This window comes from Algoriphagus sp. SE2 (assembly GCF_039563885.1).
In the GTDB taxonomy this organism is placed as follows: domain Bacteria; phylum Bacteroidota; class Bacteroidia; order Cytophagales; family Cyclobacteriaceae; genus Algoriphagus.
Genome location: NZ_JBCLWJ010000015.1, coordinates 1 through 23,484, shown reverse-complemented (window position 1 = coordinate 23,484; position 23,484 = coordinate 1). Strand labels below are relative to the sequence as shown.

General features: G+C 38.5%; 23 protein-coding genes. 17 read left to right on the top strand and 6 right to left on the bottom strand.

The features are described 5' to 3' along the window. Positions 1 to 7: 7 nt before the first annotated feature. The gene (locus tag AAGF08_RS16050; RefSeq protein WP_343512321.1) at positions 8 to 2,422 is read right to left on the bottom strand and encodes a thiamine pyrophosphate-dependent enzyme; all 2,415 of its coding nucleotides are present in this window, start codon (positions 2,420 to 2,422) and stop codon (positions 8 to 10) included. 428 nt (positions 2,423 to 2,850) lie between these two features. Between AAGF08_RS16050 and ald the strand changes: the two genes are divergently transcribed. Together ald and AAGF08_RS16040 are read left to right on the top strand one after the other, a co-directional pair. Next, positions 2,851 to 3,966, top strand: a complete 1,116-nt coding sequence (gene ald / locus AAGF08_RS16045; RefSeq protein ID WP_343512319.1) for an alanine dehydrogenase — start codon at positions 2,851 to 2,853, stop codon at positions 3,964 to 3,966. Between the two features lie 205 nt (positions 3,967 to 4,171). Next, positions 4,172 to 4,870: a DUF502 domain-containing protein gene (locus AAGF08_RS16040; protein ID WP_343512318.1), complete on the top strand. Its 699-nt coding sequence runs from the start codon at positions 4,172 to 4,174 to the stop codon at positions 4,868 to 4,870. Between the two features lie 28 nt (positions 4,871 to 4,898). Here the strand turns inward: AAGF08_RS16040 and AAGF08_RS16035 are convergent, their stop codons facing one another. Next, a complete protein-coding gene (locus tag AAGF08_RS16035) occupies positions 4,899 to 5,504 on the bottom strand; it encodes a hypothetical protein (protein WP_343512317.1) in 606 nt (201 codons plus the stop codon). 128 nt (positions 5,505 to 5,632) lie between these two features. Here AAGF08_RS16035 and AAGF08_RS16030 point away from each other — a divergent pair, with 128 nt between their 5' ends. Continuing rightward, positions 5,633 to 6,025: a DUF302 domain-containing protein gene (locus tag AAGF08_RS16030; protein ID WP_343512316.1), complete on the top strand. Its 393-nt coding sequence runs from the start codon at positions 5,633 to 5,635 to the stop codon at positions 6,023 to 6,025. Here the strand turns inward: AAGF08_RS16030 and AAGF08_RS16025 are convergent. Both AAGF08_RS16025 and AAGF08_RS16020 read right to left on the bottom strand, forming a co-directional pair. Next, complete coding sequence (locus AAGF08_RS16025) at positions 6,022 to 6,645, bottom strand: LysE family transporter (protein ID WP_343512315.1); 624 nt, start codon at positions 6,643 to 6,645, stop codon at positions 6,022 to 6,024. The two genes, AAGF08_RS16030 and AAGF08_RS16025, sit on opposite strands and share 4 nt — an antisense overlap. Next, positions 6,645 to 8,192 (bottom strand): GH3 auxin-responsive promoter family protein, encoded by a 1,548-nt coding sequence (locus AAGF08_RS16020; protein ID WP_343512313.1) that lies wholly within the window; start codon positions 8,190 to 8,192, stop codon positions 6,645 to 6,647. Before AAGF08_RS16020 ends, AAGF08_RS16025 begins: the two co-directional genes overlap by 1 nt. 49 nt (positions 8,193 to 8,241) lie before the next feature. On the opposite strand from AAGF08_RS16020, the gene AAGF08_RS16015 reads away from it, so the two are divergent. The 4 genes from AAGF08_RS16015 to AAGF08_RS16000 all read left to right on the top strand — a co-directional run bounded on the left by AAGF08_RS16015 (position 8,242) and on the right by AAGF08_RS16000 (position 11,719). Next, positions 8,242 to 8,910, top strand: a complete 669-nt coding sequence (locus AAGF08_RS16015) for a YggS family pyridoxal phosphate-dependent enzyme (protein ID WP_343512311.1) — start codon at positions 8,242 to 8,244, stop codon at positions 8,908 to 8,910. A gap of 268 nt (positions 8,911 to 9,178) precedes the next feature. After that, complete coding sequence (locus tag AAGF08_RS16010) at positions 9,179 to 9,574, top strand: DUF423 domain-containing protein (protein ID WP_343512310.1); 396 nt, start codon at positions 9,179 to 9,181, stop codon at positions 9,572 to 9,574. Then, positions 9,552 to 10,862 carry a D-alanyl-D-alanine carboxypeptidase gene (locus AAGF08_RS16005; protein ID WP_343512309.1) on the top strand — a complete coding sequence of 437 codons (1,311 nt, stop codon included), beginning with the start codon at positions 9,552 to 9,554 and terminating at the stop codon, positions 10,860 to 10,862. Before AAGF08_RS16010 ends, AAGF08_RS16005 begins: the two co-directional genes overlap by 23 nt. A 230-nt stretch (positions 10,863 to 11,092) precedes the next feature. Beyond that, entirely contained in the window at positions 11,093 to 11,719 is a 627-nt protein-coding gene (locus AAGF08_RS16000; RefSeq protein ID WP_343512308.1) for a sulfotransferase family protein, read from the top strand. A 256-nt stretch (positions 11,720 to 11,975) separates the two neighbouring features. Here the strand turns inward: AAGF08_RS16000 and AAGF08_RS15995 are convergent, their stop codons facing one another. Both AAGF08_RS15995 and AAGF08_RS15990 read right to left on the bottom strand, forming a co-directional pair. Beyond that, positions 11,976 to 12,455 (bottom strand): hypothetical protein, encoded by a 480-nt coding sequence (locus AAGF08_RS15995; RefSeq protein WP_343512307.1) that lies wholly within the window; start codon positions 12,453 to 12,455, stop codon positions 11,976 to 11,978. Between the two features lie 325 nt (positions 12,456 to 12,780). Beyond that, entirely contained in the window at positions 12,781 to 13,551 is a 771-nt protein-coding gene (locus tag AAGF08_RS15990) for a DUF6090 family protein (protein WP_343512306.1), read from the bottom strand. Positions 13,552 to 14,223: 672 nt separating this feature from the next. On the opposite strand from AAGF08_RS15990, the gene AAGF08_RS15985 reads away from it, so the two are divergent. The 10 genes from AAGF08_RS15985 to AAGF08_RS15940 all read left to right on the top strand — a co-directional run bounded on the left by AAGF08_RS15985 (position 14,224) and on the right by AAGF08_RS15940 (position 23,462). Beyond that, on the top strand, positions 14,224 to 15,345 hold the full coding sequence (locus tag AAGF08_RS15985; protein ID WP_343512305.1) for a hypothetical protein: 1,122 nt from the start codon (positions 14,224 to 14,226) through the stop codon (positions 15,343 to 15,345). Between the two features lie 250 nt (positions 15,346 to 15,595). After that, positions 15,596 to 16,639 (top strand): LD-carboxypeptidase, encoded by a 1,044-nt coding sequence (locus AAGF08_RS15980; RefSeq protein WP_343512304.1) that lies wholly within the window; start codon positions 15,596 to 15,598, stop codon positions 16,637 to 16,639. A gap of 7 nt (positions 16,640 to 16,646) precedes the next feature. After that, positions 16,647 to 17,360, top strand: coding sequence for an SGNH/GDSL hydrolase family protein (locus AAGF08_RS15975; RefSeq protein WP_343512302.1), 714 nt, complete (start codon positions 16,647 to 16,649; stop codon positions 17,358 to 17,360). Next, positions 17,357 to 18,034: a DUF4377 domain-containing protein gene (locus tag AAGF08_RS15970; protein WP_343512301.1), complete on the top strand. Its 678-nt coding sequence runs from the start codon at positions 17,357 to 17,359 to the stop codon at positions 18,032 to 18,034. The genes AAGF08_RS15975 and AAGF08_RS15970 overlap by 4 nt, the downstream gene beginning before the upstream one ends. Before the next feature lie 9 nt (positions 18,035 to 18,043). Continuing rightward, entirely contained in the window at positions 18,044 to 18,655 is a 612-nt protein-coding gene (locus tag AAGF08_RS15965; protein ID WP_343512300.1) for a fumarylacetoacetate hydrolase family protein, read from the top strand. Next, positions 18,642 to 20,513, top strand: coding sequence for a M23 family metallopeptidase (locus AAGF08_RS15960; RefSeq protein WP_343512298.1), 1,872 nt, complete (start codon positions 18,642 to 18,644; stop codon positions 20,511 to 20,513). Before AAGF08_RS15965 ends, AAGF08_RS15960 begins: the two co-directional genes overlap by 14 nt. A gap of 28 nt (positions 20,514 to 20,541) precedes the next feature. After that, a complete protein-coding gene (bcp, locus tag AAGF08_RS15955) occupies positions 20,542 to 20,991 on the top strand; it encodes a thioredoxin-dependent thiol peroxidase (protein ID WP_343512296.1) in 450 nt (149 codons plus the stop codon). Between the two features lie 9 nt (positions 20,992 to 21,000). Further along, complete coding sequence (locus tag AAGF08_RS15950; protein WP_343512295.1) at positions 21,001 to 21,852, top strand: transketolase; 852 nt, start codon at positions 21,001 to 21,003, stop codon at positions 21,850 to 21,852. 24 nt (positions 21,853 to 21,876) lie between these two features. Beyond that, a complete protein-coding gene (locus AAGF08_RS15945) occupies positions 21,877 to 22,839 on the top strand; it encodes a transketolase family protein (RefSeq protein ID WP_343512294.1) in 963 nt (320 codons plus the stop codon). Between the two features lie 158 nt (positions 22,840 to 22,997). Then, positions 22,998 to 23,462, top strand: a complete 465-nt coding sequence (locus tag AAGF08_RS15940) for a GNAT family N-acetyltransferase (protein ID WP_343512292.1) — start codon at positions 22,998 to 23,000, stop codon at positions 23,460 to 23,462. Positions 23,463 to 23,484: the final 22 nt, after the last annotated feature.

Below are 23,484 nucleotides of genomic sequence, written 5' to 3'. Positions count from 1 at the left end.
TTTAATTTTATAGTGCTGGGAAAGATTTTGGATTCACTTCATTCATAATCTTATAAACCTTTTCTACAACATCTTCAATACTCGGTTTGGAGAAATAATCACCATCAGAAGAATATGCAGGCCTATGCGGTTTAGAAGCAATTGTTATTGGTTCGGAATCCAAATATCTAAACACCTCTTGATTCTCTATCACTTGCTGCATCATATAAGCAGATGCTCCACCTGGCACATCTTCATCAGCAAAAACAACCCGATTCGTCTTTTTGATAGATTCCCCGATAATTCCATATACGTCAAATGGTAGGAGTGTTTGTACATCTATCACCTCGACCTCTATCCCTAATTCTCCCAATTCGGAAGCTGCCTCCGTCACAATTCTACACATTGAGCCGTAAGTAACGATAGTAATATCACTTCCTTCTCTCAAAATATCCGGCCTTCCCATTGGCACAGTATATTCTCCTAAATTAGAAGGTAACTTTTCTTTAAGTCTATATCCGTTCAGGCATTCTATCATGATTGCTGGATCATCCGACTTTAATAGTGTAGAATACATCCCAGCTGCTTGTGTCATGTCTCTTGGTACACAAACAACCATCCCTCTCAATGAAGATAAAATCATTCCCATTGGAGAACCAGAATGCCAAACACCTTCCAGTCGATGGCCTCTTGTCCTTACGATCAACGGGGCCTTTTGCCCACCTTTTGTTCTATATTGAAGACATGCCAGATCATCAGAAAGCATCTGAAGACCATATAATAAATAGTCTAAATATTGAATTTCGGCAACTGGTCTCAATCCTCTCAATGCAGTACCAATTCCTTGACCTATAATTGTTGCTTCACGAATACTTGTATCCGAAACTCTCAATTCTCCATACTTTGCCTGCAGGCCTGAAAAAGCTTGATTTACGTCTCCTATTTTTCCAACATCTTCTCCGAAAGCGAAAAACTTAGGATTATTTTCAAGAGCAAAATCAAAGAATTTCTGAAGTATTTCTCTTCCATCAATTAAAACAGATTTTTCATCGTATTTCGGCTTTACTTCTTCAATATTTAAAACACCCCACTTAGATTCACTATAAAGATGACTATTATAGCGGTCATGATTTTTTTCAACCTGTGCACTGTACCAGTTTTTCAAGGCTATTTTTGACTCACCGGAATCAAAACGAAGCGTCAAAATAGCTTTCCGAACAGTAGAAATAACATCTTTTCTAATTGGATTTAAAGTTCTGGAAAGCTCATCAGCCATTTGATTCAAAATAACTTTCCTGGTACTATTTTCAGCTGCTTTTTTGATAAGAGTATATGCTTCCTGAAGTTCAGCTTTGATCTCCTTTGAAAAATCAGCCCAAGCTGTTTCCTTTTGTTTCTTGACGTCAGCCTTTATTTCTGCTTCAATTTTATCGAGTGTTTCTGGACTTGCAATTTGTGAGGAAAGAATATACTCTCTGAATTTACTAATGCAATCCCACTCTTTTTCCCACTTCAATCGTTCCGCAGATTTATAGCGCTCATGAGAACCTGAGGTAGAATGACCTTGTGGTTGGGTCATTTCTTCCACATGAATCAATACAGGAACATGCTCATCTCTTGCAATTTTACCTGCATTGAAAAATGCATGCATTAATCCCTCGTAATCCCAGCCTTTAACTTTTATGATTTCGAAGCCTTTTTGACTTTCTGTTCTTTCAAATCCAGAGATTGCCTCTGAAATACTTCCTTTAGTGGTATGATATTCCTGAGGGACAGAAATTCCATAGGCGTCGTCCCAAATCGAAATGACCATAGGAACTTGCATTACCCCTGCTGCATTGATGGTTTCAAAAAACAAGCCTTCAGAGGTAGAAGCATTTCCAATGGTTCCCCAAGCTACTTCATTTCCATTAATTGATAAATTTGAAAAATTCTTGAGTCCCTTATTCTCTCTAAAAAGTTTTGAAGCATAAGCTAAACCCAAAAGCTTTGGCATTTGTGCCGCAGTCGGAGAAATATCAGCAGCAGAATTATACATCTTTGTAAGCTCCTTCCAGCTTCCGTCCTCATTTAATGAGCGAGTCGCAAAATGGCCATTCATTAATCTACCTGCACTTGCAGGTTCAGCTTCGACATTCGTATGCGCATAAAGCTGAGCAAAATATTCCTGAACAGTAAGTTCACCTATGGCCATCATAAAAGTTTGATCCCGATAATAACCGGATCTAAAATCACCAATTTGAAAGGCACGAGCCATTGCAATCTGCGCTAGCTCTTTTCCATCTCCAAAAATCCCAAACTTCGCCTTTCCCATAAAAACCTCTTTTCTCCCAACTAACGATGCATGCCTACTCATCAAAGCAGCACGAAAATCTTCTAATACCGCAGCTTTTGAAAAGTTTGGAGAAATTTGATTCTTTGGAATTGGTTTTACTTCTGCCATAAATCTTTTGTCTTAAGTTACTTTGGGTTTATCTTGGATTTCACCTAGAATACTCCAAAAATAGCCAATTCCGCATTTTTTACAAATTAATAGCCTAATAAATTCCAATCAAAAATTTGGATTGTTACGCTAAAATAAAGGCAATACAAAATTTTATTTTGTTTTTAAATTCCATTCAATTCAATCAACTGATTTTCTGATATTTATCATGTGAATATATTTTTAAGCTCCTGATAAAAAAAAATCCAAATTAAACTTGTTTAAAAGTCAATTCTTGAAATTTTTAGAATTATTAAAAATTTTAACAGAATTAAATTTCGAAAAATATTTTTTTTCGAAATCATACCAAATACTATTTGTTATCAGCCTTTCGAGTTTGTATTTGCTTAGTATCTTTGTGCCAATATTCCAATCCAAATATACGTGCCATGATTATAGGTGTTCCTAAAGAAATTAAAAACAATGAGAATCGAGTAGCGCTCACTCCCGCAGGTGCGAAAGAGTTGGTCAAAAGAGGCCATACAGTATATATTCAGCACACTGCTGGTGAAGGTTCAGGTTTTCCTGATGAAGCTTATGTAGAAGCAGGTGCGAATATTCTCCCTACTATCGAAGCAACATATGAAATTGCTGAGATGATCATGAAAGTGAAAGAACCTATTGAGCCTGAATACAAATTGATTAAAGAGGATCAATTGTTATTTACTTATTTTCATTTTGCTTCCTACGAACCCCTTACCAAAGCTATGGTAGAAAGCAAAGCCGTTTGTTTGGCCTATGAAACAGTAGAGAAATCAGACAAAAGCCTACCTCTTTTGATTCCAATGTCTGAAGTGGCAGGTAGAATGGCAGTTCAAAAAGGTGCTAACTACTTAGAAAAACCTTTGCAAGGTCGTGGAATCCTTCTAGGTGGCGTTCCTGGAGTTTTACCTGCAAAAGTTTTGATTCTTGGTGGTGGAATTGTGGGTACTCAAGCTGCTTGGATGGCTGCAGGTTTAGGGGCAGATGTTACTATCATGGACGTTTCCTTACCTAGAATGAGGTACTTAGCTGATGTCATGCCCGCAAATGTGAAAACTATGATGTCAAATGAATACAACATCAGAAAAATGATCAAAAACCATGACTTGATCATTGGAGCAGTGTTGATTCCAGGTGCAAAAGCGCCTCACTTGATTACTCGTGACATGTTAAAAGAAATGCAACCGGGAACTGTTCTTGTGGATGTGGCAGTGGATCAAGGTGGTTGTATCGAAACTTGTAAGCCTACTACCCATCAAGATCCTACTTTTATTATAGATGATGTGGTTCATTACTGCGTAGCAAATATGCCAGGTGCAGTACCTTATACTTCTACTTTGGCATTAACTAATGCTACATTACCTTATGCCATTCAACTGGCAAATAAAGGTTGGAAAAAAGCTGCTCAAGAAAATCCAGAGTTAGTACCCGGCCTTAACATTATCAATGGTGATATTGTCTACCAAGCAGTAGCAGAAGCTTTTGATTTAGATTATACTCCTGTAGTAAAATATCTTGACTAAGCATCAGTTAAATTAATTTAGATCCCTCTCGTTTTCGCGGGAGGGATTTTTTTTACCCTAAAAATAAATAGAGGTAAATAATCCCCAATTATATCCGAAACCTACTCAACAGAATTCTAAGAAATTGGCATTAAACGATTACAGTATAGATGGCATGAATTTGAATGATAAATAACTGAATATTAACCAGTAATCATTTAATAAAATGGAACCCCAGCTCAATACCCCAGAAAATATCAACACCAATTCAAAACGTGGATTTTTATTGGATACACTTTTTCAAGGCTTTTTAATTTTACTTCCTATCTCAATCGTCCTCATTTTACTTTCTTTTTCATTCAACTTTATCTTCAAAATTGTAGCTCCAATCAGTTCTATTCTCGATCCAGGTATAGAAGAACCTCATTGGTCGATCAATTTTCTTTCCATTGGGATTTTAGTCATTTTCATTTTCGTCATTGGAGTACTCATCAGAAATAAAGTCGGGAAAAGCTATTTCTCAAAATTCGAGAAAAAGTATCTTACTAAAGTCCCATTATACAGCCTAATCCATCAGACAGTCTACCAATTCGTTGGCTTGAAAAAACTCCCTTTTTCTGAAGTGGTTTTAATTGATATTTACAAATCCGGAACAATGATGACAGGTTTTATTACTGATCAAGTGAATGAAGATTTGTATACGGTCTTCGTTCCCACAGCACCAAACCCCACCAATGGAAATATCTATCATATTCCGAAAAGCTCCATCACATTTTTAAGTGTCAATACTCAAGATGCAATGAGAACAATTATGGGAATGGGTACAGGAACATGCGATTTGATTTCATCCGCTGGAGAAAGTTTTGTGAGTGACTGCTCTGAAGAATCCAAAAAACAATTGAATCCTGAGCTTCAGGTTGAATAAAATCCTTCCAATTGAATGGAATTGTAGCTTAACGAGCCAAAGGAATGGTCATTGTAAATCCAGCAGGAGTAAAAGAAACCTGCTCAAAAAAGGCTGGTAATTCTTTAGCATGGGTTACATGGAATGTATACATCAGCGCATCAAATGTCAATAAAAAGGCTCCCTGAAGGATGATGGACTTCCCGAAGCCCACAAATTTATCCTTGTTTAATCTTAGTCCCCTTTCCTTGAGATACATCCCACCAGCCATATAAGCTAGATCCAATCCAGCATTTACCAACAAGATTTTTTCAATTTTGCCCTGAGCTAATATTGTTGCTAATAAATCATTAGAGGGAATCTCCTTAGTAGCCTGCCAATACCCCAATCCTGCAATCAACAAATTAACTGAATTCCAATAAATATTCATTTGGTGAAATGCTTTTGTCTGACCTGTAGAGTTGCTGGCTCCTATTCCACCCCATATCATATTTCCTAAGGCCCATGAACCCAGAATCAGCATTCCAGATTTATTGTAATTGATCCTTGTCTCGTTAAAAATAGGTAAGTCTGGAATTTCTTGAGAGAAAGCATTCCAAGGAATAAAACACATCAGTATGAACCCTAAAACAATAATTATTGGTTGATTTCTCATAGTTTCAAAACTTAGCTATCGATGAAGTGTTTTGGACAAAACATAAAATTGATTTAAACTGGTATGTGATAAATCACACGTAAAAAATTTTAATCAATACGTAAGTTAGAGCATTAAACAATAAAAACATGAGCTATTTTCAATCAAAACAATTAACCTCAGATTCACTTCAAACCGTAAGAAATCGAGTGGAGGAACTATTAAAGAAAGAAGGTTTCGGAGTGTTAACTGAGATAGATATCCAGGCAACTATGAAGAAAAAGCTGGATAAGGATTATGAACCCTTTGTGATATTAGGAGCTTGTAATCCGGTTTTTGCTGACAAAGTATTACAAATTGACCCTCAGATAGCAACTCTTCTTCCTTGTAATGTTGTCATCAGGGAAATTGAACCTGGTAAATATGATGTCTCGGTAATGGACCCTTCTACAGCAATGGGAGTTGTAAATAATCCTGAAATAGGCAAATTCGCTTCTGAGGTCCGTGAGAAACTTATGAATGTACTTAACGGCTTGAATTAATTGAGATAGGTAAGAATCAACATTCTGACACCAAAACCAATCATGATCAGGCCTACTGCTTTATTTAGCCATCCCATCATTTTGGGAGTTACCAAATGTGAAAGCTGCTTTGCAATAAACGCTTTCAATATATCGATACTAAATACAGTTCCCAAAATGCCTAGGTAATAAAGCCAGACTTCTGTAGTGCCAAACGTATCTTTCATCTGAACGATACTTGCTATCGAAATCCAAAATAAAAGCACAAAGGGATTGATGCCATTAATACTAAATCCCTTGATAAAGGCTGATCTTTTTTTGAATCTGGAAATATTCATACCTCCGGAATTAGGTCTCAACACCCTTTTTTTCATTAGAGAGCTAATCCCAAATCCTATCAAAATCAATCCCCCAACATAACCCAGTACCAGTTCAAAGTAGCTAAGATCAGCCAGAAGCTTAACTCCTGAAAAAGTAATAATCACATAGATACTATCACTGACTAAAATCCCAAAGGCAAGTATCGCTGCATAGCGAAATCCTTGACTGAGACTGCTTTGGATTAAGGTAAAAAAAACTGGACCCACTAGGGCGGAAAGCAAAAGCCCCATACTCAAACCTTCGAGTAATGCCGGGTTCATCAAATCTTATTTTTTGATTGTACAAATTCTAACCAAGAAGTGGTCTTCTCACCCTTTAATACCCTCGGGAATTTATTTTGACCGCCTTCTTTTCCCTGTAGTTTCATCCATTCATAAAACAACGAAGAAGGCACTACATTTACTTTCACCTCTTTCAAGGCATGGAGTCGTTCCACCGTATAATCATCATTCAGAGCTTTCAAATGAGCATCCAATGACTCCTTCAAATCATTTGGATCTACCTGGTCATTGGTTCCCACAAACCAATGGTGGGCAAACAGATTTTTGTGAGGAACCCCAATGACAGTAAATTCACGGATTGTGATATTCAACTCTTCTGATACAAACTCAATCGCCTTATTCATATTATCTACTGACAAATGCTCTCCACAAAGGCTCAAATAATGCTTGGTTCTCCCTGTAATAACTATTTCACTTTCTTCTTTGGACACAAACTTTATCACATCTCCAATGAGATAACGCCAAGCTCCGGCACAAGTACTGATCAAAAGTGCATAATCTACACCTTCTTCTACTTCATCGATCTTTAAATTGATCGCATGGTCCCGGATATTTCCCTCCTCATCGAAGTTGTCATCTGTAAATGGAACAAACTCGTAAAAGATTCCATTATTCAAAACCAAACGCATCGACTTACGATCAGGTAAAGCCTGAAAAGCCAGAAAACCCTCAGAGGCAAGATATGTTTCAATATAGATTAAAGGCTTTCCTAAAAGTTTCTCAAAACCTTTTTTGTAAGGCTCAAAGGATACTCCGCCATGGACAAAAATCTGAAGGTTCGGCCAAATCTCATGGATGTTCTTGACTTGGTATTTCTCAATTATTTTCTCAATAAGTATTTGTAACCAGGCAGGAACTCCTACTATAATTCCAATATCCCAATGGGGTGCTTTTTTGACAATCTGATCCAGTTTTTCTCCCCAGTTTTTATTTCTGGAGATTTTCTTTCCCGGCTTGTAAAATCGCTGAAACCAAATCGGTAATCTTCCAGCAGTAATCCCGCTGAGATCTCCAGAAAAATAGGTGCCATTAAATTCGAGATCTGTACTTCCTCCAAGCATCAGAATACCTTTGGTGAAAAGAGAGTCCGGGAGATCATATTTAGATAGCGATAATATCTGTCGAACTCCAGTTTTCCGGATTGCTTTCACCATATCAATCGTGATCGGAATGTATTTGGAAGAGGTACCAGATGTTCCACTACTCAATGCAAAATATCGGACTTTGCCTGGCCATGTAACATTCCGCTTTCCTTCCTGCAATAAATACCACCATTCGGCATGTATTTTATTGTAATCATAAATAGGAACTTGAGCTTTGTATCGTTTGTAAAATTCGTGGTTGTTGAGTTTGAACCCTCTCAAAATGAATGAGAAATCATACTTTTCTGCTATGGCGGTGCGGCTTGCTTTAATTAATAATTTCTTGAGAGTAGCACGTTGAAGTTCCAGGGGCATAGAATACTCCTGTTCCAAACTTTCACGCAGTCTTATTCCACTTTTTAGCAAAGTACTGATGATCGCCATATCTTTGTTTTAGGCCTATTAGTGAAAAAGTAAAGTATAAAAATAGAAAATGGACATTAAAGCCAATCTAGAAGCAGTAAAAAAAACTTTTATTAATCCAGACTGTCTCTTAGTAGCGGTAAGCAAAACCAAGCCGCTTTCCGATCTAAAAGACGCCTATCGATGGGGCGTTCGGGATTTCGGAGAAAATAAAGTACAGGAGATCCAAGCAAAACAGCCCGAAATGCCTGATGATACGCATTGGCATATGATAGGTCATCTCCAGAGCAATAAGGTGAAATACATAGCTCCCTTTGTCCATTTGATTCATGGAGTGGATTCTTTCAAATTACTCAAGGAAATAAATAAGCAAGGAAAGAAAATCAATCGTGTCATACCTGTTTTGCTTCAGATCCATATAGCTGAAGAAGAAAGTAAATTTGGATTTGATACCGAAGAGCTCCAGGAGATGTTTCAAGACCCGGGTTTTATGACCCTCACGCATGTCAGTATCCAGGGATTGATGGGTATGGCTACTTTTACGGAGGATGAAGATCAAGTCAGAAAGGAGTTCAGAAGTCTGAAGAATCTTTTTGAAAGCCTGAAAAAAGAAACCCTACCAGCATTCGTACAGATGAAAGAACTTTCCATGGGAATGAGTGGAGATTATCTGATCGCACAAGAAGAAGGAAGCACAATGGTACGAGTCGGGTCTGCGATCTTCGGAAGCAGAGGCTGAGGGATGTCGGATGTCGGATGTTTGATATAGGATTTGAGATGTTAGATATTTAATAAAAAAATCTGATATAAAAATCATGCCTAGGTATGAAATATTTATAGCCAGGGGTTTCAACCCCGGGTAAAAAAATAAAAAACCATCCCTCCTGCCCCAATTCTATTTTCGGAAAGCAATCAAATTTGCAGGAGGACAAAGACGATTACAATTTGTTGACTATTAAATATTGGACAACAAACCACATTTTGAATAAAAATTGAAAACCATAAACATGAACGGAAGACAAATCATCATGATCGCAGGACTTTCCGGAGCTTTAGCGGTAGGTCTTGGCGCATTTGGCGCTCATGGACTAGAGGAAGTTTTGACTGCCAACGGGAGAACAGAAACCTTTGAAACAGCCGTGAAATATCATTTTTATCATACCCTTGCTTTGACCCTGATTGGTCTTATCATGCTCGTTCGTACCAAATGGAAAAGCCTTCATTTTAGTGCCTTGTGTATGATCGGCGGAATCGTCATTTTCCCTGGCTCCCTATATATCCTATCTTTGACTGGAATCACTTGGTGGGGAGCCGTGACTCCTTTGGGAGGCGTATTTTTTATCTTGGGTTGGTTGGGTTTGTTTTATGCAGCTTTAAGAAATGATCAAATTGTCGTTGACTAAAATCTCTTTCATACTCATCGTTTTTTTAGGACTACTTAATAGTTCTTCTTTTGCCCAACTCAACCGGGATCAATATGAAAAACTGGAACAGATGGTGGGTGACCAAAGCTTTTTTGCAAAGCACCTCTCTGGCTTCGAACTCTATGATCTAGACAAGCAATTAGTGATCTATGAACGAAACAGCGAACAGCGCTTTATTCCTGCTTCTACCACCAAGCTATTTACCCTTTTTTCAAGTCTGGTCATTCTCAACGACTCCACGCAAACGATTCGTTATGTCACTAATGGAGATACCATTCGCATATGGGGAGCTGGGGATCCCAGCTGGAAATACAAAGAATTATTCCAACCCGACATTCAAAAACTCCTTGCTCCATATCAGGTGGTTGTTTTCTCAGATGCCAACCAGGATGCTCCTGCCTTTGGATATGGTTGGCAGTGGGACGATTATTACTATGACTATTCCGCCGAGCGAACCTCCCTTCCGATTTATGGGAATCTGGTTCAGGTAAAAAAGTCCGGAAATAGCCCCCTTGTAACCCCTGCCCGATTCCAGTCGGCAGTCTCTACTACAAATCGATCTATTCGAGAACTAGAACGAGATTTCCATTCGAATAGATTCTTTTACAATCCCAATAATTTCCGGGGTTCAGAAGAATACATCCCCTTTATCACCAGTCCAGAGTTATTCATTGAACTAGCAGCGGAGGCCACCGGAAAAGACTGGATTTATCAACCAGACAGCTTGCCAAGAATCCATCAGGAATGGCGCGGAGCTCCCCTCACTCCCATTCTAAAAGAAATGATGCTGGAAAGCGACAATTTCTTGGCCGAACAACTGATGCTTATGGTCTCAGATCGTCTTTTCCAGCGGTTGGATACCGAGAGAGCTATTGAGTACATGCTCAAAACCTATTTGTTTGATCTACCTGATCAGCCGCAATGGGTAGATGGAAGCGGACTGAGTCGCCATAATCTCATGACACCTCGTTCGATGGTGGCACTTTTTGAAAAAATTTATCGGATGATACCCGATCAGGAACTTTATGAAATCCTACCTACGGGTGGGGTCTCTGGAACTATAAAAAACAGCTATCAGGCTCAGACTCCTTATATTTTTGCCAAGACAGGCACCATGAGCAACAACTATAGTTTAGTGGGACTTATCAAAGGTAAAAGCGGGAAACTATACTGTTTTGCTTTTATGAACTCCAACTATCCCTACAAAGCTTCCGAAGTCCGCAGGGAGATGGAAAAGGTCATGGTGCAAATAAGGGATATGTTGTGATGTCAGATTTGGGAAGTTGGAGGTTGGGAATGTCATTTCGTAGCCCATTGTTTTAACTGTGGGGTGAACAGTCACAGTATAGATAACCTTTGAGATTTTTCCTAACCTCGAAGGTTTCCTTTTTTAAAACCGAAATGAATATAAAGGCTCCCGCAATAACCCTTGGTATGACATTTATTATTAGTATCTTTTTCAGCTAAAACTTTTTATTACTCATTAAAAGAAATTTTATGTCACTTAAGATTATTGGAGTTGGCGTGGGACGTACGGGTACGTACTCACTTAGAATGGCTTTAAACCAACTTGGGTTTGGTCCGTGCCACCATATGGAAGAGGTTCTGAAAAATATGGATGTTCAGGTTCCACTCTGGTTAGAAGCTTCAAAAGGAAATCCAGACTGGAATGCTATTTACGATGGCTTTAACAGTACTGTTGATTGGCCTACAGCAGCTTTTTTTCGGGAATTAATCAAAGAGTACCCAACTGCAAAATTTATCCTGACTGAGCGAAGCCCTGAAAGTTGGGCGGATAGTTTCGGTTCAACCATCTATAAACTGCTTCAAGGAAAAGATAAGGCTCCGGAGAAAATACAAGAGTGGTTAAAAATGGGAACTGAAGTAATTTCTAACACTGGATTCCCGGAGGGACTGGATCGGGATGGATTAATGAAAGGCTTTATCGCTCATGGAAAGGCAGTAAGGGAAACCATTCCAGCAGATCAGTTGCTTATTTTTCAGGTGAAAGATGGATGGGAACCACTTTGTAAATTCCTCGATGTGCCAGTGCCAAATGAGGAGTTTCCACGCTCAAATAATCGCGAGGAGTTCTGGGAATTGGTCAATGCAGGAAGCCAATAAACCATTAAAATAATTGGTCACAATATCTCCAAAAAACACCCCAAGGATTAAACCTTGGGGTGTTTTTTAAAAGCTAATTCCGAGTCAATGAATAAGGTCTAAAACCAAAGAAATCACCAGTTTTCAAGTCATTTCGAACGGAGAGAGCTTGCCTGCCGGCAGGAAGGAAATCTCTTCCTTTTGTAGCCATTGAGATTTCATAGAAAAAATAGATGTTCTTATTGATTCACTTTTCAGGCATCATTTCACACAAACCTTAGGATCGGCTAAAAAAGAAATGGACCGAGCATTTTTCAAAATCCCCGTCATTGTTAAAGTCATATTCTCCGCTACCTTCTCCCCCATTCAGGGAAAATGTTCCTCCATCATAGGTGTGCCCATACGTTTCATAAACTTCCGAGGATTTATCCCATCTTATCGCAAAGTGATAAGTTTGTTGCCACTCTTCCCAGAACATTTCTCCACTGACAGTATAGGCGTCCCGGTCAACAGGATCAATGGTTAATGTAAATCGGCCATTCGTTTGAACGGACATGGTGACCGTACCTCCATTTTCCACTACATCTACGGAGATCGAGCTTACACTATATTGAGCTTTTGTGGCGTCCCAATTTCCTGCCAATTCACTTATTTTGAAAGGACCTTCTTTGACAAGTATCTCTTCCTCATCCTCCTTCGAGCAGGCAAATGCCAGGGAAATAAACAGAATCATTAAGATATTTTTGAACAACTTCATCGGATTAGATTTTAGAGGTAGGAAACAAATTCTAAATCATATCTATAAAACTAGCTAGTCACCCAAGCCTTATGAATGACATTTATCAGTTTTCAGGATATTTTTTAACAGTCAGAAAGGAATACAAAGTCTCAAGTCATCCAAAATTACCAGTTTTCAAGTCATTTCGATCCGCCGTAAGCGAGAGAGCGTGCCTGCCAGCAGGAAGGAAATCTCTTACATTTTCCTTTTATGACTCATGAAAAAAAGTGGAGAAATAATCTCCGCTTAGTGGGGGGCATTCTTCCTTTTTCTTCCTCGGGGATTGAATTTACGACACCTATTCTCAATCCATTCGTTGATCAAGTTCGCCTTCAATTATCTTAAGTGTATCTATTATATTGTTTTTGAGGGGAGTGTAATAGCTTGAATTCAAGAAAATTCCCGTGGCATAAAACAAGGTTAATTGATTATCAAATTCCAGATTATTCAATAGCACAATGCTCGAGGCCTTGAAATTACTATTTGGCATATCTAGTCTATTTCCCAAACCATTAATGAATGACTTTCTTCCATTGCCCCATTTATTTAATAAATCAATCAGATTGTAACGGGGCTTGGAATGCTCCTCTTCCTGAAACAAGACACTGGCAAGCACGCCATCCCAAGAGGCGAGTTTTAATCGCAATTCTCTATTCGAAATGACACCCAAATTACCTGAATTGATTAACTCTATGAGCGTACCAGGACTAGGGCGATACTGAATTTCTGCTAAAATTGTCCGATACATTAATGAATCAAACATTTTTTCAGTAATAGCTGGATTATCTGTTCCCATGATACTTAAAAGTGCATGAGCCGCTTTCAAATTTGTCTCATTTGTGCTCATGACTCGTTCTACCTCTTTGAGATTGTTAGAGAATTCATCATGAAGGGCATTTAAATAAAGAAGCTCTGATTCCCTTTTCTTATCAAGTTCATTCAGATTATTTACCTGAAGGGCAATTAATATCCCGATTACGACAAGAACAATTTCACCAATCGCATAGAGTAAATACTTGCTGATTTTATTTTCAGTCAGGAAACTTTGTCGGATTTTTCTAAAGAATTTAATCATTAATGAGCGATTGGGTGAAGAAGCAAACGTAGTACACCAAGCTAAAGAGTTTTTGAACTTTTAAGTTTGGTGAAAGATACTGATTTACAAGCCCCAGTCAAAAAGCATAATTGCAGGCGCTGTCAAGAAGATTTCGAGTCATCTCGATCCGCTATAGGTAAGAAAGCTAGCCTACCGACAGGAAGGAAATCTTTTAATTTTTATTTTAAAATCCATGAAAAAAAGTAAATACAAAATACGCTTTGAGCTAAAATCAATATTATTTCACTAATACAGCGACTGCATCTTTGATGGCCTGGAGATCTGCAGCTGGAATATCGATAGATACTTTGTTTTCCATAACAAAAATTGATTTTAAGGGTTAAAAATTAATTACTCAGGTAAGATAGATCAGCCCAAGTAATAAAACAATAGTTCTTTTTAAGTTTTTCGTTTTATCAAAAATTTGCCTATGTGAGGAAAGTAGAAAAAAGATGTAATTAATACCCTGATTAGGATAGTCCTCAAGAGGAAAATTTGTTAGATTTTTTTTAAAAAAAACATTTAAATGAGAATAATGTTATTTATTCTTATATTAAATGCAGTTTATAAAGGACATTTTTCTTACGTCCTTATTACTTGTTATTTAGTTTATCAAATTATTTTTAACAACCTTTTAATCAACAAAATTTTATGAAACAATTTAAATGGAAATTTAGCTTCCCGCAGTTAAGTTTAATTTTGGCCTTGTTCGGCGGGCTTTTGTTTTCTGCCTGTTCCACGGTAGAGGATGAGCCTGATACTTCGGACCTGACCAACGTAGTGACCGATAAAGCGCTATCGAAATTAAATCCCAACCTACTTCAACTAGAAGGAACATTTTTGGAAGCCTCCGCAGAAGGAGAAGCAACTAATGCACAAAGCAGAGGAATTCCTTCTGATCGTGTCCGATTCAATATTGATTTGAAATTTGTAGTTGAACCAACAGAAAGACAAAGAGAAGTTTTTGAATCAGCAGTAGAACGTTGGGAAAGAATCATTATTAAAGATGAAGCAGATCTGACAGGAGTAACTATTCCATCTTTCTATCCAGGTCAACCAGATGTTGTACCTTCCGAAGGAGTGCTGGATGATTTAGTCATAGAAGTTAACCTGAGAGAGATCGATGGTCCAGGAAGAATTTTAGGGAGAGCTGGTCCGACATGGATTAGAGCTGAATTCGAATCGACCGAGGGTTTTACAAGTTTAGCAGGAATAATGGAATTTGATGTAGCTGACTTGGATAGATTGGAAGAGCAGGGTCAATTTGAGAATGTGATTCTTCATGAAATGGGCCACGTCTTGGGAATTGGTACACTTTGGAGACTTGGAGATTTTGGATTTGATGTAGAAAATTTAATCAACCTTTCTACTATTGAACAGATATTTAATCCGGATTATTTAGGCAATAGGGGTAATTTGTTCTGGAAAACTGAAGGCGGTGAAGGTTTACTACCAGTAGAAGGCGTGTTTTTCAGACCTGATGGAACTCCATTTATTCGTCAAGGAACTTCTTTTGGCCATTGGGATGAGGATGCTTTGTTTAATGAATTAATGACCGGTTTCTTAAATGGTGGTGTAGATAACCCATTGAGCAGAATTACTGCTGGATCTGTGAGAGATCTTGGTTATGGTGCAGCAACTGTAGGTGAGCGTTATGAGCTTCCTACTCCATCTGAAGCTGCCAGAACAAGAAACTCAGAGGATGGAATTAACATCGCAGAAAGCGAAGAGTTATTTACACCAATCGGAGTAGTTTTTGGGAAGAAAAAGTAAAATAGCAGAATCGTTTATCTTTAAGCCCGATTTTTACTAAATCGGGCTTTTTTCATTTTCTTCAAGTTAATACCCCCACCCATCGAAATGACTTGATTTAGTCATGGTATTGCATCCCATTTTTTGTAGGCATAAAGCCTTAGATTGTTTTTTTAAAATCGGTAACAATAAGAAACGACCAATTGTCCCTTTCCTCTTTAGTCAAGCGATAAAAAAGCTTATTTTCACATTTCGAAAATAAACCAATCGAATGCAAAAACGCGATTTCTTAAAATCTCTTGGCTTAATGGCCAGTTCGGCCGCGGCACTTTCATTTACCTTTCCAGGGAAAGAAGAATTTGCCAAAACTTTAAAACCACAAGCGCTTAAAAAAGGTGATGCCGTGGGACTCGTTAGTCCTTCTTCTGCCTCTGCAGATCGAATGCAGTTTACCTTTGCAAAAGAAGCGTTAGAAGCTTTGGGATTTCGGGTGAAAATGGGAGCAAATGCCCAAAACAGAAGAGGTCATTTGGCTGGAACAGATCAAGAAAGAGCCGGAGATCTGAATGACATGTTTGCTGATCCAGAGGTGAAAGCGATTGTCAGCATTCGTGGGGGATCCGGTGCTGCTAGAATTTTACCCCTTATCGACTACAAGCAAATTTCTAAAAACCCTAAACCGCTGCTTGGCTATTCTGACATCACTGCCTTGCACTGTGCCATTCAGGCACAAACAGGAATGATCACTTTCCATGGTCCCATGGGTTCTGGAAGTTGGAATAGCTTCAATGTGGAGCAGTTTCAGAAACTTTTCTTTGATCATGAGCGGGTAACCTATGAAAATATCCACCCCGAAAGTGATGATCTGGTAGTGAAATCTAACCGAATTCAAACCCTGACAAGTGGCATGGCAGAAGGTAAAATTCTCGGTGGGAACCTGACTGTTTTGACTGCTATCTCAGGAAGTCCTTACTATCCGGATTTCAAGGACGCAATTTTATTTATCGAAGATGTAGGAGAAGATCCCTATCGAATGGATCGAATGATGAGTACGTTAAAACTCAATGGCACCTTAGATCAGATCAAAGGGTTTATTTTTGGTCAATGTTCTGACTGTGAACCTGGCGGTGGTTATGGATCCCTTACTTTGGATCAGGTGCTGGATGATTATATTTTACCTTTGGGGATTCCGGCGTATTCTGGAGCGATGATCGGTCATATTTCGAAGCAGTTTATCATTCCTGTGGGCGCCAAAGTAAAAATGGATGCTGATGCAGGTACTTTTACACTAATGGAGTCTGTTTTTGAATCTTAATAACATAATGAAAACTTCATTACTATTATTTGCAATTCTTTGTCTTGTCGCTTGCCAAGAAACGAAGAAAGAAACTGGAACTGAAAATGAAATGGATGAAAATTATAACCTGACCTATTTGGCTTTGGGAGATAGCTATACCATCGGTGAGGGAGTAGAAGAAAGTAAGAGATATCCCAATCAATTGGTAGCACTATTAAATAAGTCTAGCGATGTCAAATGGGACAACCCAAGAATCATTGCAAAAACGGGTTGGACTGTTGATGAATTAGAAGAAGGGATTAACAACGCAGCGCTTGTAGATGATCCATACGACCTGGTCACCTTATTGATTGGTGTCAATGACCAATACAGAGGAGGATCATTAAGCAAGTATGAAGTAGATTTTGAGAAAATGCTGCTTCGTGCGATTGGATTTGCTGGCAATTTACCAGATCATGTGGTCGTTATTTCAATTCCCGATTGGGGAGTAACTCCTTTTGCGTCTCAAAATGGCAAAAATTCTGCTAAGGTAGCAGAAGAAATTACGGCATTTAATCAGGCTAAGGAAGCAATTTGTGAAAAATATGGAGTCACATTCATTGACATCACCACAGATTATCGAATTATTGGTGGAGAACCGGAAATGATTGTTGAGGACCAGCTCCATCCAAGTGGATTGGTTTATAAAACATGGGCAGAGGCATTATTTGATACCATTTCAAAAAAAGAATTCGAATGAAAATCTATTTGTCTTTAATCGTTATTATTTTGAGTGTAATGAGCTGTGAAAAGGAAGGGACGGACATAGAAACCTGGTGGATAAATTCCTCAAAAAAAGACTGCGTTGGTGTAGGTCCGATGAGTTGTTTACAGATTCAAAAAGCCAAAACCTTGGAAGAAGGCAACTGGCAATTTTTCTATGATCAGATTCAAGGGTTCGATTATGAGCCTGGTTACATTTATCAAATTAAAGTCAAAGTCTCAGATAGAAGCACCCCAGTTCCAGCCGATGCATCCTCTAAAGTTTATCAATTAGTGGAAATAATGAGTAAAGAAATGGACGAGAATTTAAGGATAACCAATACTTGGAAATTATTGAAAGTCGGAGAAATTGAAAACCCAATAAATAAGAAATCTAATGAGACATTGATTTTTGAATTCAATGCTAGTGAGATGTCCTTTTTTGGGGATATGGGATGTAATACAGTAAGAGGTAAGATTCAGTCAATTGATTCAACGAATATTGAATTTGGTCCTGGTGCAAGTACTAAAATGGCCTGCATTGACATGAGCGTAGAAAATGAAATTCTCAAAGCAATTACTGCTACAAAAACGTATCAAATTGGAGAGAATCAACTTACTTTGTTGGATGATAATGGAGCTGTTTTAATGGTTTTCCAAGCAGTAGATTAATAGGTAATCATGAAGATAATTTGCATTGGTCGTAACTATGTGGCGCATATTGAGGAACTCAAAAATGAAAAGCCTACAAATCCGGTTGTATTTTTAAAACCTGAGACTGCTATTTTAAAAAAGGGAGCTCCTTTCTATTATCCTGAGTTTTCAAAAAATATCCATCACGAAGCTGAGTTGGTTTTGAAAATCAACAAGGAAGCAAAGTACGTTGAAAAGAAGTTTGCTCACCGTTATTTTGATGAAATTGGTTTTGGTATTGATTTTACCGCAAGGGACTTGCAAGATCAATGTAAAGCCAAAGGGCTTCCCTGGGAAATTTCAAAAGCATTTAACGGTTCAGCTCCGATAGGAAATTTCCTCCCGGTTTCTGAGTTTGAAGACCTGAACAACATCGATTTTCATCTGGAAATAAATGGAGAAATTCGACAGAAAGGAAACACCAGTTTGTTGCTTTTTGACTTTGGAACCATCATCGAATATGTCACTAAATTTTTTATGTTAAAGAAAGGTGATTTGATCTATACAGGAACACCAGCTGGAGTTGGACCAGTGCAGATTGGAGATCGATTAGAAGGATTCATTGGGACAAAAAAACTGCTTGATTTTGAAGTTAAATAAATCAATTCCCATTATTCTCTTACTTTTAAATTTTTGCCTTTCTTCTTTTTCACAAGAAGTTGACAGGGATTATTTTATTTCACCAATCAAACCTGGAATAAGAAATTATTTATCAGGAAACTTTGCTGAATTACGACCTAATCACTTTCATACCGGGTTGGATTTCAAAACTGGTGGTCAGGAAGGAGAACCAATTGTGGCAGCTGCTGATGGTTGGGTTTATAGGATCAAAGTCTCTTCATTTGGATATGGCAATGTCATTTACCTCAGGCACCCCAATGGCAAAATCACGGTTTATGGACATTTGAGAAACTTCAATAATCAATTGACCGAGTTCATGCGAAATAAAATGTATGAAGCACAAGTCAATGAATTAGAGGTCTATCCGGAACCTGGAGAATTACCTGTAAAAAAAGGAGAAAGAATCGCAGATAGTGGAAATACTGGCGGTTCAGGCGGCCCGCATCTGCATTTTGAAATTCGGGATAGTCTGGAGCGGGCGATGGATCCCCTCCTATTTGGATTTCCCGAAATCGTGGATAACACACCTCCCACCCCTCAAAAAATCGCGATAGTACCTCTTAATATTGACTCAAGGGTAAATGGAAAATTTGAGCGATTAGAAGTCACTCCCGTCTATTCCAGGGGGTCTTACACGCTTCCGTCTACTGTTCAGATCACAGGTCAAGTTGGTCTTGAAATTCAGAGTTTTGATCGACTAGATGGGGCAAGCAATAGAAATGGTTTTCCAACCTTTGAACTATCAGATGATTCAAGCAAGGTTTTTTCATTGGTCGTGGATAAGGTTGATTTCAATTATACCCGTCAATTTTTACTACACACCTACAGAAACAGATTTACAAAACTGTATGTACAAGAAGATTTGAAATTTGACTATTTCGATCCTAAAGCACCAAATACAGGTCATTTTGAATTGGACCCCGGCGTAAAAAAAACCTATCTGCTATCGTTAACTGATGCTTATGGAAATTCACGAAAGATCTCCATTCCTCTACAAGGGCAAGATTTAGAGCATAATGTCAACGACGGCCCGGCCCCTACCAGGGCTACTGTTTCTTATGAGGGTCATATTTTGAAAGTAAAAGCTCCAATTTCACCCGATGGTGGTTTAGCTAAATTTTACGTAGGAGCAAACACTTTTGAAATGCTTCCTGCATACCAAAATTCACAAAGCAGAACGTACCTATGGGATATGAATTTTGGAATTCCCGAAGAGATTGATGTTTGTTCTGAGGTAGTAATTGTAGGAATAAATGCCAAAATCCCCGTTGATACGGAACATCTCTTTGCAAATGAAAATGTAAAGATTAGATTTCATGACAGATCCTTATTAGAAGATCTATACCTAAGGGTTAATCATTCGGGAAGTTCCTCCTCCCCTCTTCTTGAAATAAATGAACCTTCAGAATATCTATGGAGTGATATGGATATCACTTGGAATCTTCCAGGCTATTCTGGAAATAAAGAAAAGGTTTTTGTTTTCCAAGAATCCTCTAGTGGAAGGAAGTCTTTTGTTGGGGGCAGATGGGAAGGCGAATCTATCCGTTTTAAAACCAGAAATTTTGGTACTTTTGTTTTGGCCACAGACGATGACAAACCAAGCATAACTCCAGTACGGATAAACTCCTCTGGATTGAGGTTTACAATAAGAGATAATTCTTCAGGCATCGCTAGTTTTGAGGCAAATGTCAATGGCAAATGGCTATTGATGCGCTATGAACATAAACAATCACTTATATGGTCAGAAACTCAAAATGGGGAACCAATAAAAGGATCTATTGTCCTTAAGGTAACTGACCAAGCAGGCAATGTGGCTGAGTGGAAAGGGACTTTATAAACAAATTATTTATTCCAAAAGAAAAGACATGAAATTAGAAGTTGGCCAAATGGCTCCAGATTTTGAAGCGAAAATTGAAACAGGTGAAACCATCAAACTTTCTGATTACCGTGGTAAGAAAGTGGTTCTCTACTTTTATCCAAAAGACAATACTCCGGGTTGCACTGCACAAGCATGTAACTTGAGAGATAATTACGAAGCACTTCAAAAAGCCGGATATGTGGTTTTGGGAATCAGTTCAGATGCTGAAAAATCACATCAAAAGTTTATTGAAAAGCAATCTCTACCATTTTCATTGATCGCAGATCCAGATAAAAAAGTACATGAAGCCTATGGGACCTGGGTGGAAAAATCCATGTATGGAAGAAAGTATATGGGAACAGCCCGTACCACTTTTATTATCGATGAAGAAGGGAAGATTGCTGAAATCATTGAAAAAGTTAAAACAAAGGATCATACCGCTCAAATCTTAAAATAAACCTACCTAATGGAAAAAAAATCAGTAGAAGAACTCCAAAAAATTGCTACCCAGCTCAGAAGAGATGTGTTAAGAATGGTACATGCCGTTCAATCTGGCCATCCAGGTGCACCACTAGGCTGTGCTGAATTCTTTGTAGCATTATATTTTAACCAGTTAAGACATAATCCAGATTTTAAAATGGATGGGAAAGGAGAAGATATTTTCTTCCTTTCAAATGGACACCTATCAGCGGGCTGGTACTCCGTTTTGGCGAGAAGTGGATATTTCCCTGTAGAAGAATTAAAAACATTTAGAAAGTTGAATTCTAGGCTTCAAGGTCACCCGGCTACTGAAGAGCACCTTCCTGGTGTACGTGTGGCTTCAGGCTCATTGGGCCAAGGCCTTTCCGTAGCTTTAGGAGCTGCGCAAGCAAAGAAAATTGATGGTGACGACAAACTAGTCTATGTGATGATGGGAGATGGTGAACTCCAAGAGGGGCAAGTTTGGGAAGCAGCGATGTATGCTGCGCATTACGGAGTTGATAATCTGATCGCAACTGTGGATTATAACGGACAGCAGATCGATGGCCCAACCAACAAAATAATGGACTTGAAAAGCCTGAGGGATAAATTTGAGGCTTTTGGATGGGAAGTAATGGAAACTCCAAATGGAAACGATATGGAATCTGTTCTTATCGGTTTGGAGAAAGCAAAAAATCTAACCCGTGAAGGTAAGCCCGTGATGAATCTACTTCACACAGAGATGGGATTTGGAGTAGACTTCATGGTGGGTACACATAAGTGGCACGGTTCGCCTCCAAATGATGAGCAGCTTGAGAATGCATTGTCCCAACTTGAAGAAACGCTAGGTGACTATTAATCCCAATCCCAAAAAAATCAAAAGATGAGCTTAGACTTAAAATTTACATATACAGAAAAAAAAGATACTCGTTCCGGCTTTGGAGATGGGTTTTTAGAGGCAGGAAGAAAGAACCCAAATGTGGTTGGACTTTGTGCTGATTTGATAGGATCTTTAAAAATGGGAGCTTTTCAAAAGGAATTCCCAGATCGATTCTTCCAGACAGGTATCGCAGAGGCAAACATGATCGGACTTTCTGCTGGTTTGGCTTTAGGTGGCAAAATCCCTTTTGCAGGAACTTTTGCAAATTTTGCAACAGGAAGAGTTTATGACCAAATTCGCCAATCCGTCGCTTACTCAGAAAAAAATGTCAAGATCTGTGCTTCCCATGCTGGTTTGACCTTAGGAGAAGATGGAGCTACGCACCAGATTTTGGAAGATTTGGGAATGATGAAGATGCTTCCAAATATGACAGTAATCAATCCTTGCGATTACAATCAGACGAAGGCTGCTACTTTAGCAATTGCTGAGTACGAGGGGCCAGTTTATTTGAGATTTGGAAGACCAAGTTGGCCAATCTTCACTCCTGCTGATCAGAAATTTGAAATTGGTAAAGCATGGAAAATGATCGACGGGAAGGATGTCACCATTTTCGCCACGGGTCATCTTGTATGGGAAGCGGTTGTTGCTGAAGCTATGCTTCGAGAAGAAGGAATTCACGCTGAAGTGATCAATATCCATACTATTAAGCCTTTGGATGAGGAAGCAATCTTGGAATCAGTCAAAAAAACGGGATGTGCAGTTTCTGCTGAAGAGCATCAAATTAATGGTGGTTTGGGAGACAGTGTCGCTCAAACGCTAACAAGAAATTATCCAGCACCTCTTGAGTATGTTGGTGTGAATGATAGTTTCGGAGAATCTGGAACTCCCGCTCAATTGTTAGAAAAGTATGGCCTGAATGCCGAAAATATCGTCAAAGCTGCTAAGAAAGCTATTTCAAGAAAGTAAGATTTAACGATTTTCATATTGAAAACCACAGTCAAATATGGCTGTGGTTTTTTATTGTTTCTATCTTACGCTTTGATTCAATTTCCATGATTGTTATTAATTCAAAACTTTCATTAATCCCCATACACCCAGAAGATCAACCAAAGCTCTTTAGCTTAATGGAAAGAGTTTATAAAAATGCATATGAAGATTTTTGGATAGATGGAGGAGATTGGTATTTAGAGTTATGTTATAATCCTGAAAATGTGAAAAAGGAGCTTTCTAGGGAAAGAAGCCATTATTTTTTTGTGGAACATGAAAGTAGAACCGTTGGGATTTTAAAATATGACTTCCCTTTTTCTCCCAGGGAGATAGAAATCCCCAATGCCATGAAGCTTCATAGACTCTACCTAGATGCCTCAGTACATGGCAAAGGTGTTGCAAAAGAATTGATGGCTTACGTCGAACAAGTTGCCAAAGCCAATGGACTAGATAATATCTGGCTAGAAGCGATGGTTGAAAAGCCTCAAGCCAAGAGGTTTTATGAAAATATGGGTTTTACGAAGGTTTTTACATATCAATTAGATTTTGAAAGACTTCATCCTGAAGTTAGAGGTATACAGATCATGAGTAAAAAAACATAAAAAAAGCCTCTCCTTACTTAAG

Excerpts from the sequence above, each read along its gene's own strand:
- AAGF08_RS16050 (WP_343512321.1), bottom strand. The coding sequence starts at position 2,422 with ATGGCAGAAGTAAAACCAATTCCAAAGAATCAAATTTCTCCAAACTTT.
- ald (WP_343512319.1), top strand. The coding sequence starts at position 2,851 with ATGATTATAGGTGTTCCTAAAGAAATTAAAAACAATGAGAATCGAGTA.
- AAGF08_RS16040 (WP_343512318.1), top strand. The coding sequence starts at position 4,172 with ATGGAACCCCAGCTCAATACCCCAGAAAATATCAACACCAATTCAAAA.
- AAGF08_RS16035 (WP_343512317.1), bottom strand. The coding sequence starts at position 5,504 with ATGAGAAATCAACCAATAATTATTGTTTTAGGGTTCATACTGATGTGT.
- AAGF08_RS16030 (WP_343512316.1), top strand. The coding sequence starts at position 5,633 with ATGAGCTATTTTCAATCAAAACAATTAACCTCAGATTCACTTCAAACC.
- AAGF08_RS16025 (WP_343512315.1), bottom strand. The coding sequence starts at position 6,645 with ATGAACCCGGCATTACTCGAAGGTTTGAGTATGGGGCTTTTGCTTTCC.
- AAGF08_RS16020 (WP_343512313.1), bottom strand. The coding sequence starts at position 8,192 with ATGGCGATCATCAGTACTTTGCTAAAAAGTGGAATAAGACTGCGTGAA.
- AAGF08_RS16015 (WP_343512311.1), top strand. The coding sequence starts at position 8,242 with ATGGACATTAAAGCCAATCTAGAAGCAGTAAAAAAAACTTTTATTAAT.
- AAGF08_RS16010 (WP_343512310.1), top strand. The coding sequence starts at position 9,179 with ATGAACGGAAGACAAATCATCATGATCGCAGGACTTTCCGGAGCTTTA.
- AAGF08_RS16005 (WP_343512309.1), top strand. The coding sequence starts at position 9,552 with ATGATCAAATTGTCGTTGACTAAAATCTCTTTCATACTCATCGTTTTT.
- AAGF08_RS16000 (WP_343512308.1), top strand. The coding sequence starts at position 11,093 with ATGTCACTTAAGATTATTGGAGTTGGCGTGGGACGTACGGGTACGTAC.
- AAGF08_RS15995 (WP_343512307.1), bottom strand. The coding sequence starts at position 12,455 with ATGAAGTTGTTCAAAAATATCTTAATGATTCTGTTTATTTCCCTGGCA.
- AAGF08_RS15990 (WP_343512306.1), bottom strand. The coding sequence starts at position 13,551 with ATGATTAAATTCTTTAGAAAAATCCGACAAAGTTTCCTGACTGAAAAT.
- AAGF08_RS15985 (WP_343512305.1), top strand. The coding sequence starts at position 14,224 with ATGAAACAATTTAAATGGAAATTTAGCTTCCCGCAGTTAAGTTTAATT.
- AAGF08_RS15980 (WP_343512304.1), top strand. The coding sequence starts at position 15,596 with ATGCAAAAACGCGATTTCTTAAAATCTCTTGGCTTAATGGCCAGTTCG.
- AAGF08_RS15975 (WP_343512302.1), top strand. The coding sequence starts at position 16,647 with ATGAAAACTTCATTACTATTATTTGCAATTCTTTGTCTTGTCGCTTGC.
- AAGF08_RS15970 (WP_343512301.1), top strand. The coding sequence starts at position 17,357 with ATGAAAATCTATTTGTCTTTAATCGTTATTATTTTGAGTGTAATGAGC.
- AAGF08_RS15965 (WP_343512300.1), top strand. The coding sequence starts at position 18,044 with ATGAAGATAATTTGCATTGGTCGTAACTATGTGGCGCATATTGAGGAA.
- bcp (WP_343512296.1), top strand. The coding sequence starts at position 20,542 with ATGAAATTAGAAGTTGGCCAAATGGCTCCAGATTTTGAAGCGAAAATT.
- AAGF08_RS15950 (WP_343512295.1), top strand. The coding sequence starts at position 21,001 with ATGGAAAAAAAATCAGTAGAAGAACTCCAAAAAATTGCTACCCAGCTC.
- AAGF08_RS15945 (WP_343512294.1), top strand. The coding sequence starts at position 21,877 with ATGAGCTTAGACTTAAAATTTACATATACAGAAAAAAAAGATACTCGT.
- AAGF08_RS15940 (WP_343512292.1), top strand. The coding sequence starts at position 22,998 with ATGGAAAGAGTTTATAAAAATGCATATGAAGATTTTTGGATAGATGGA.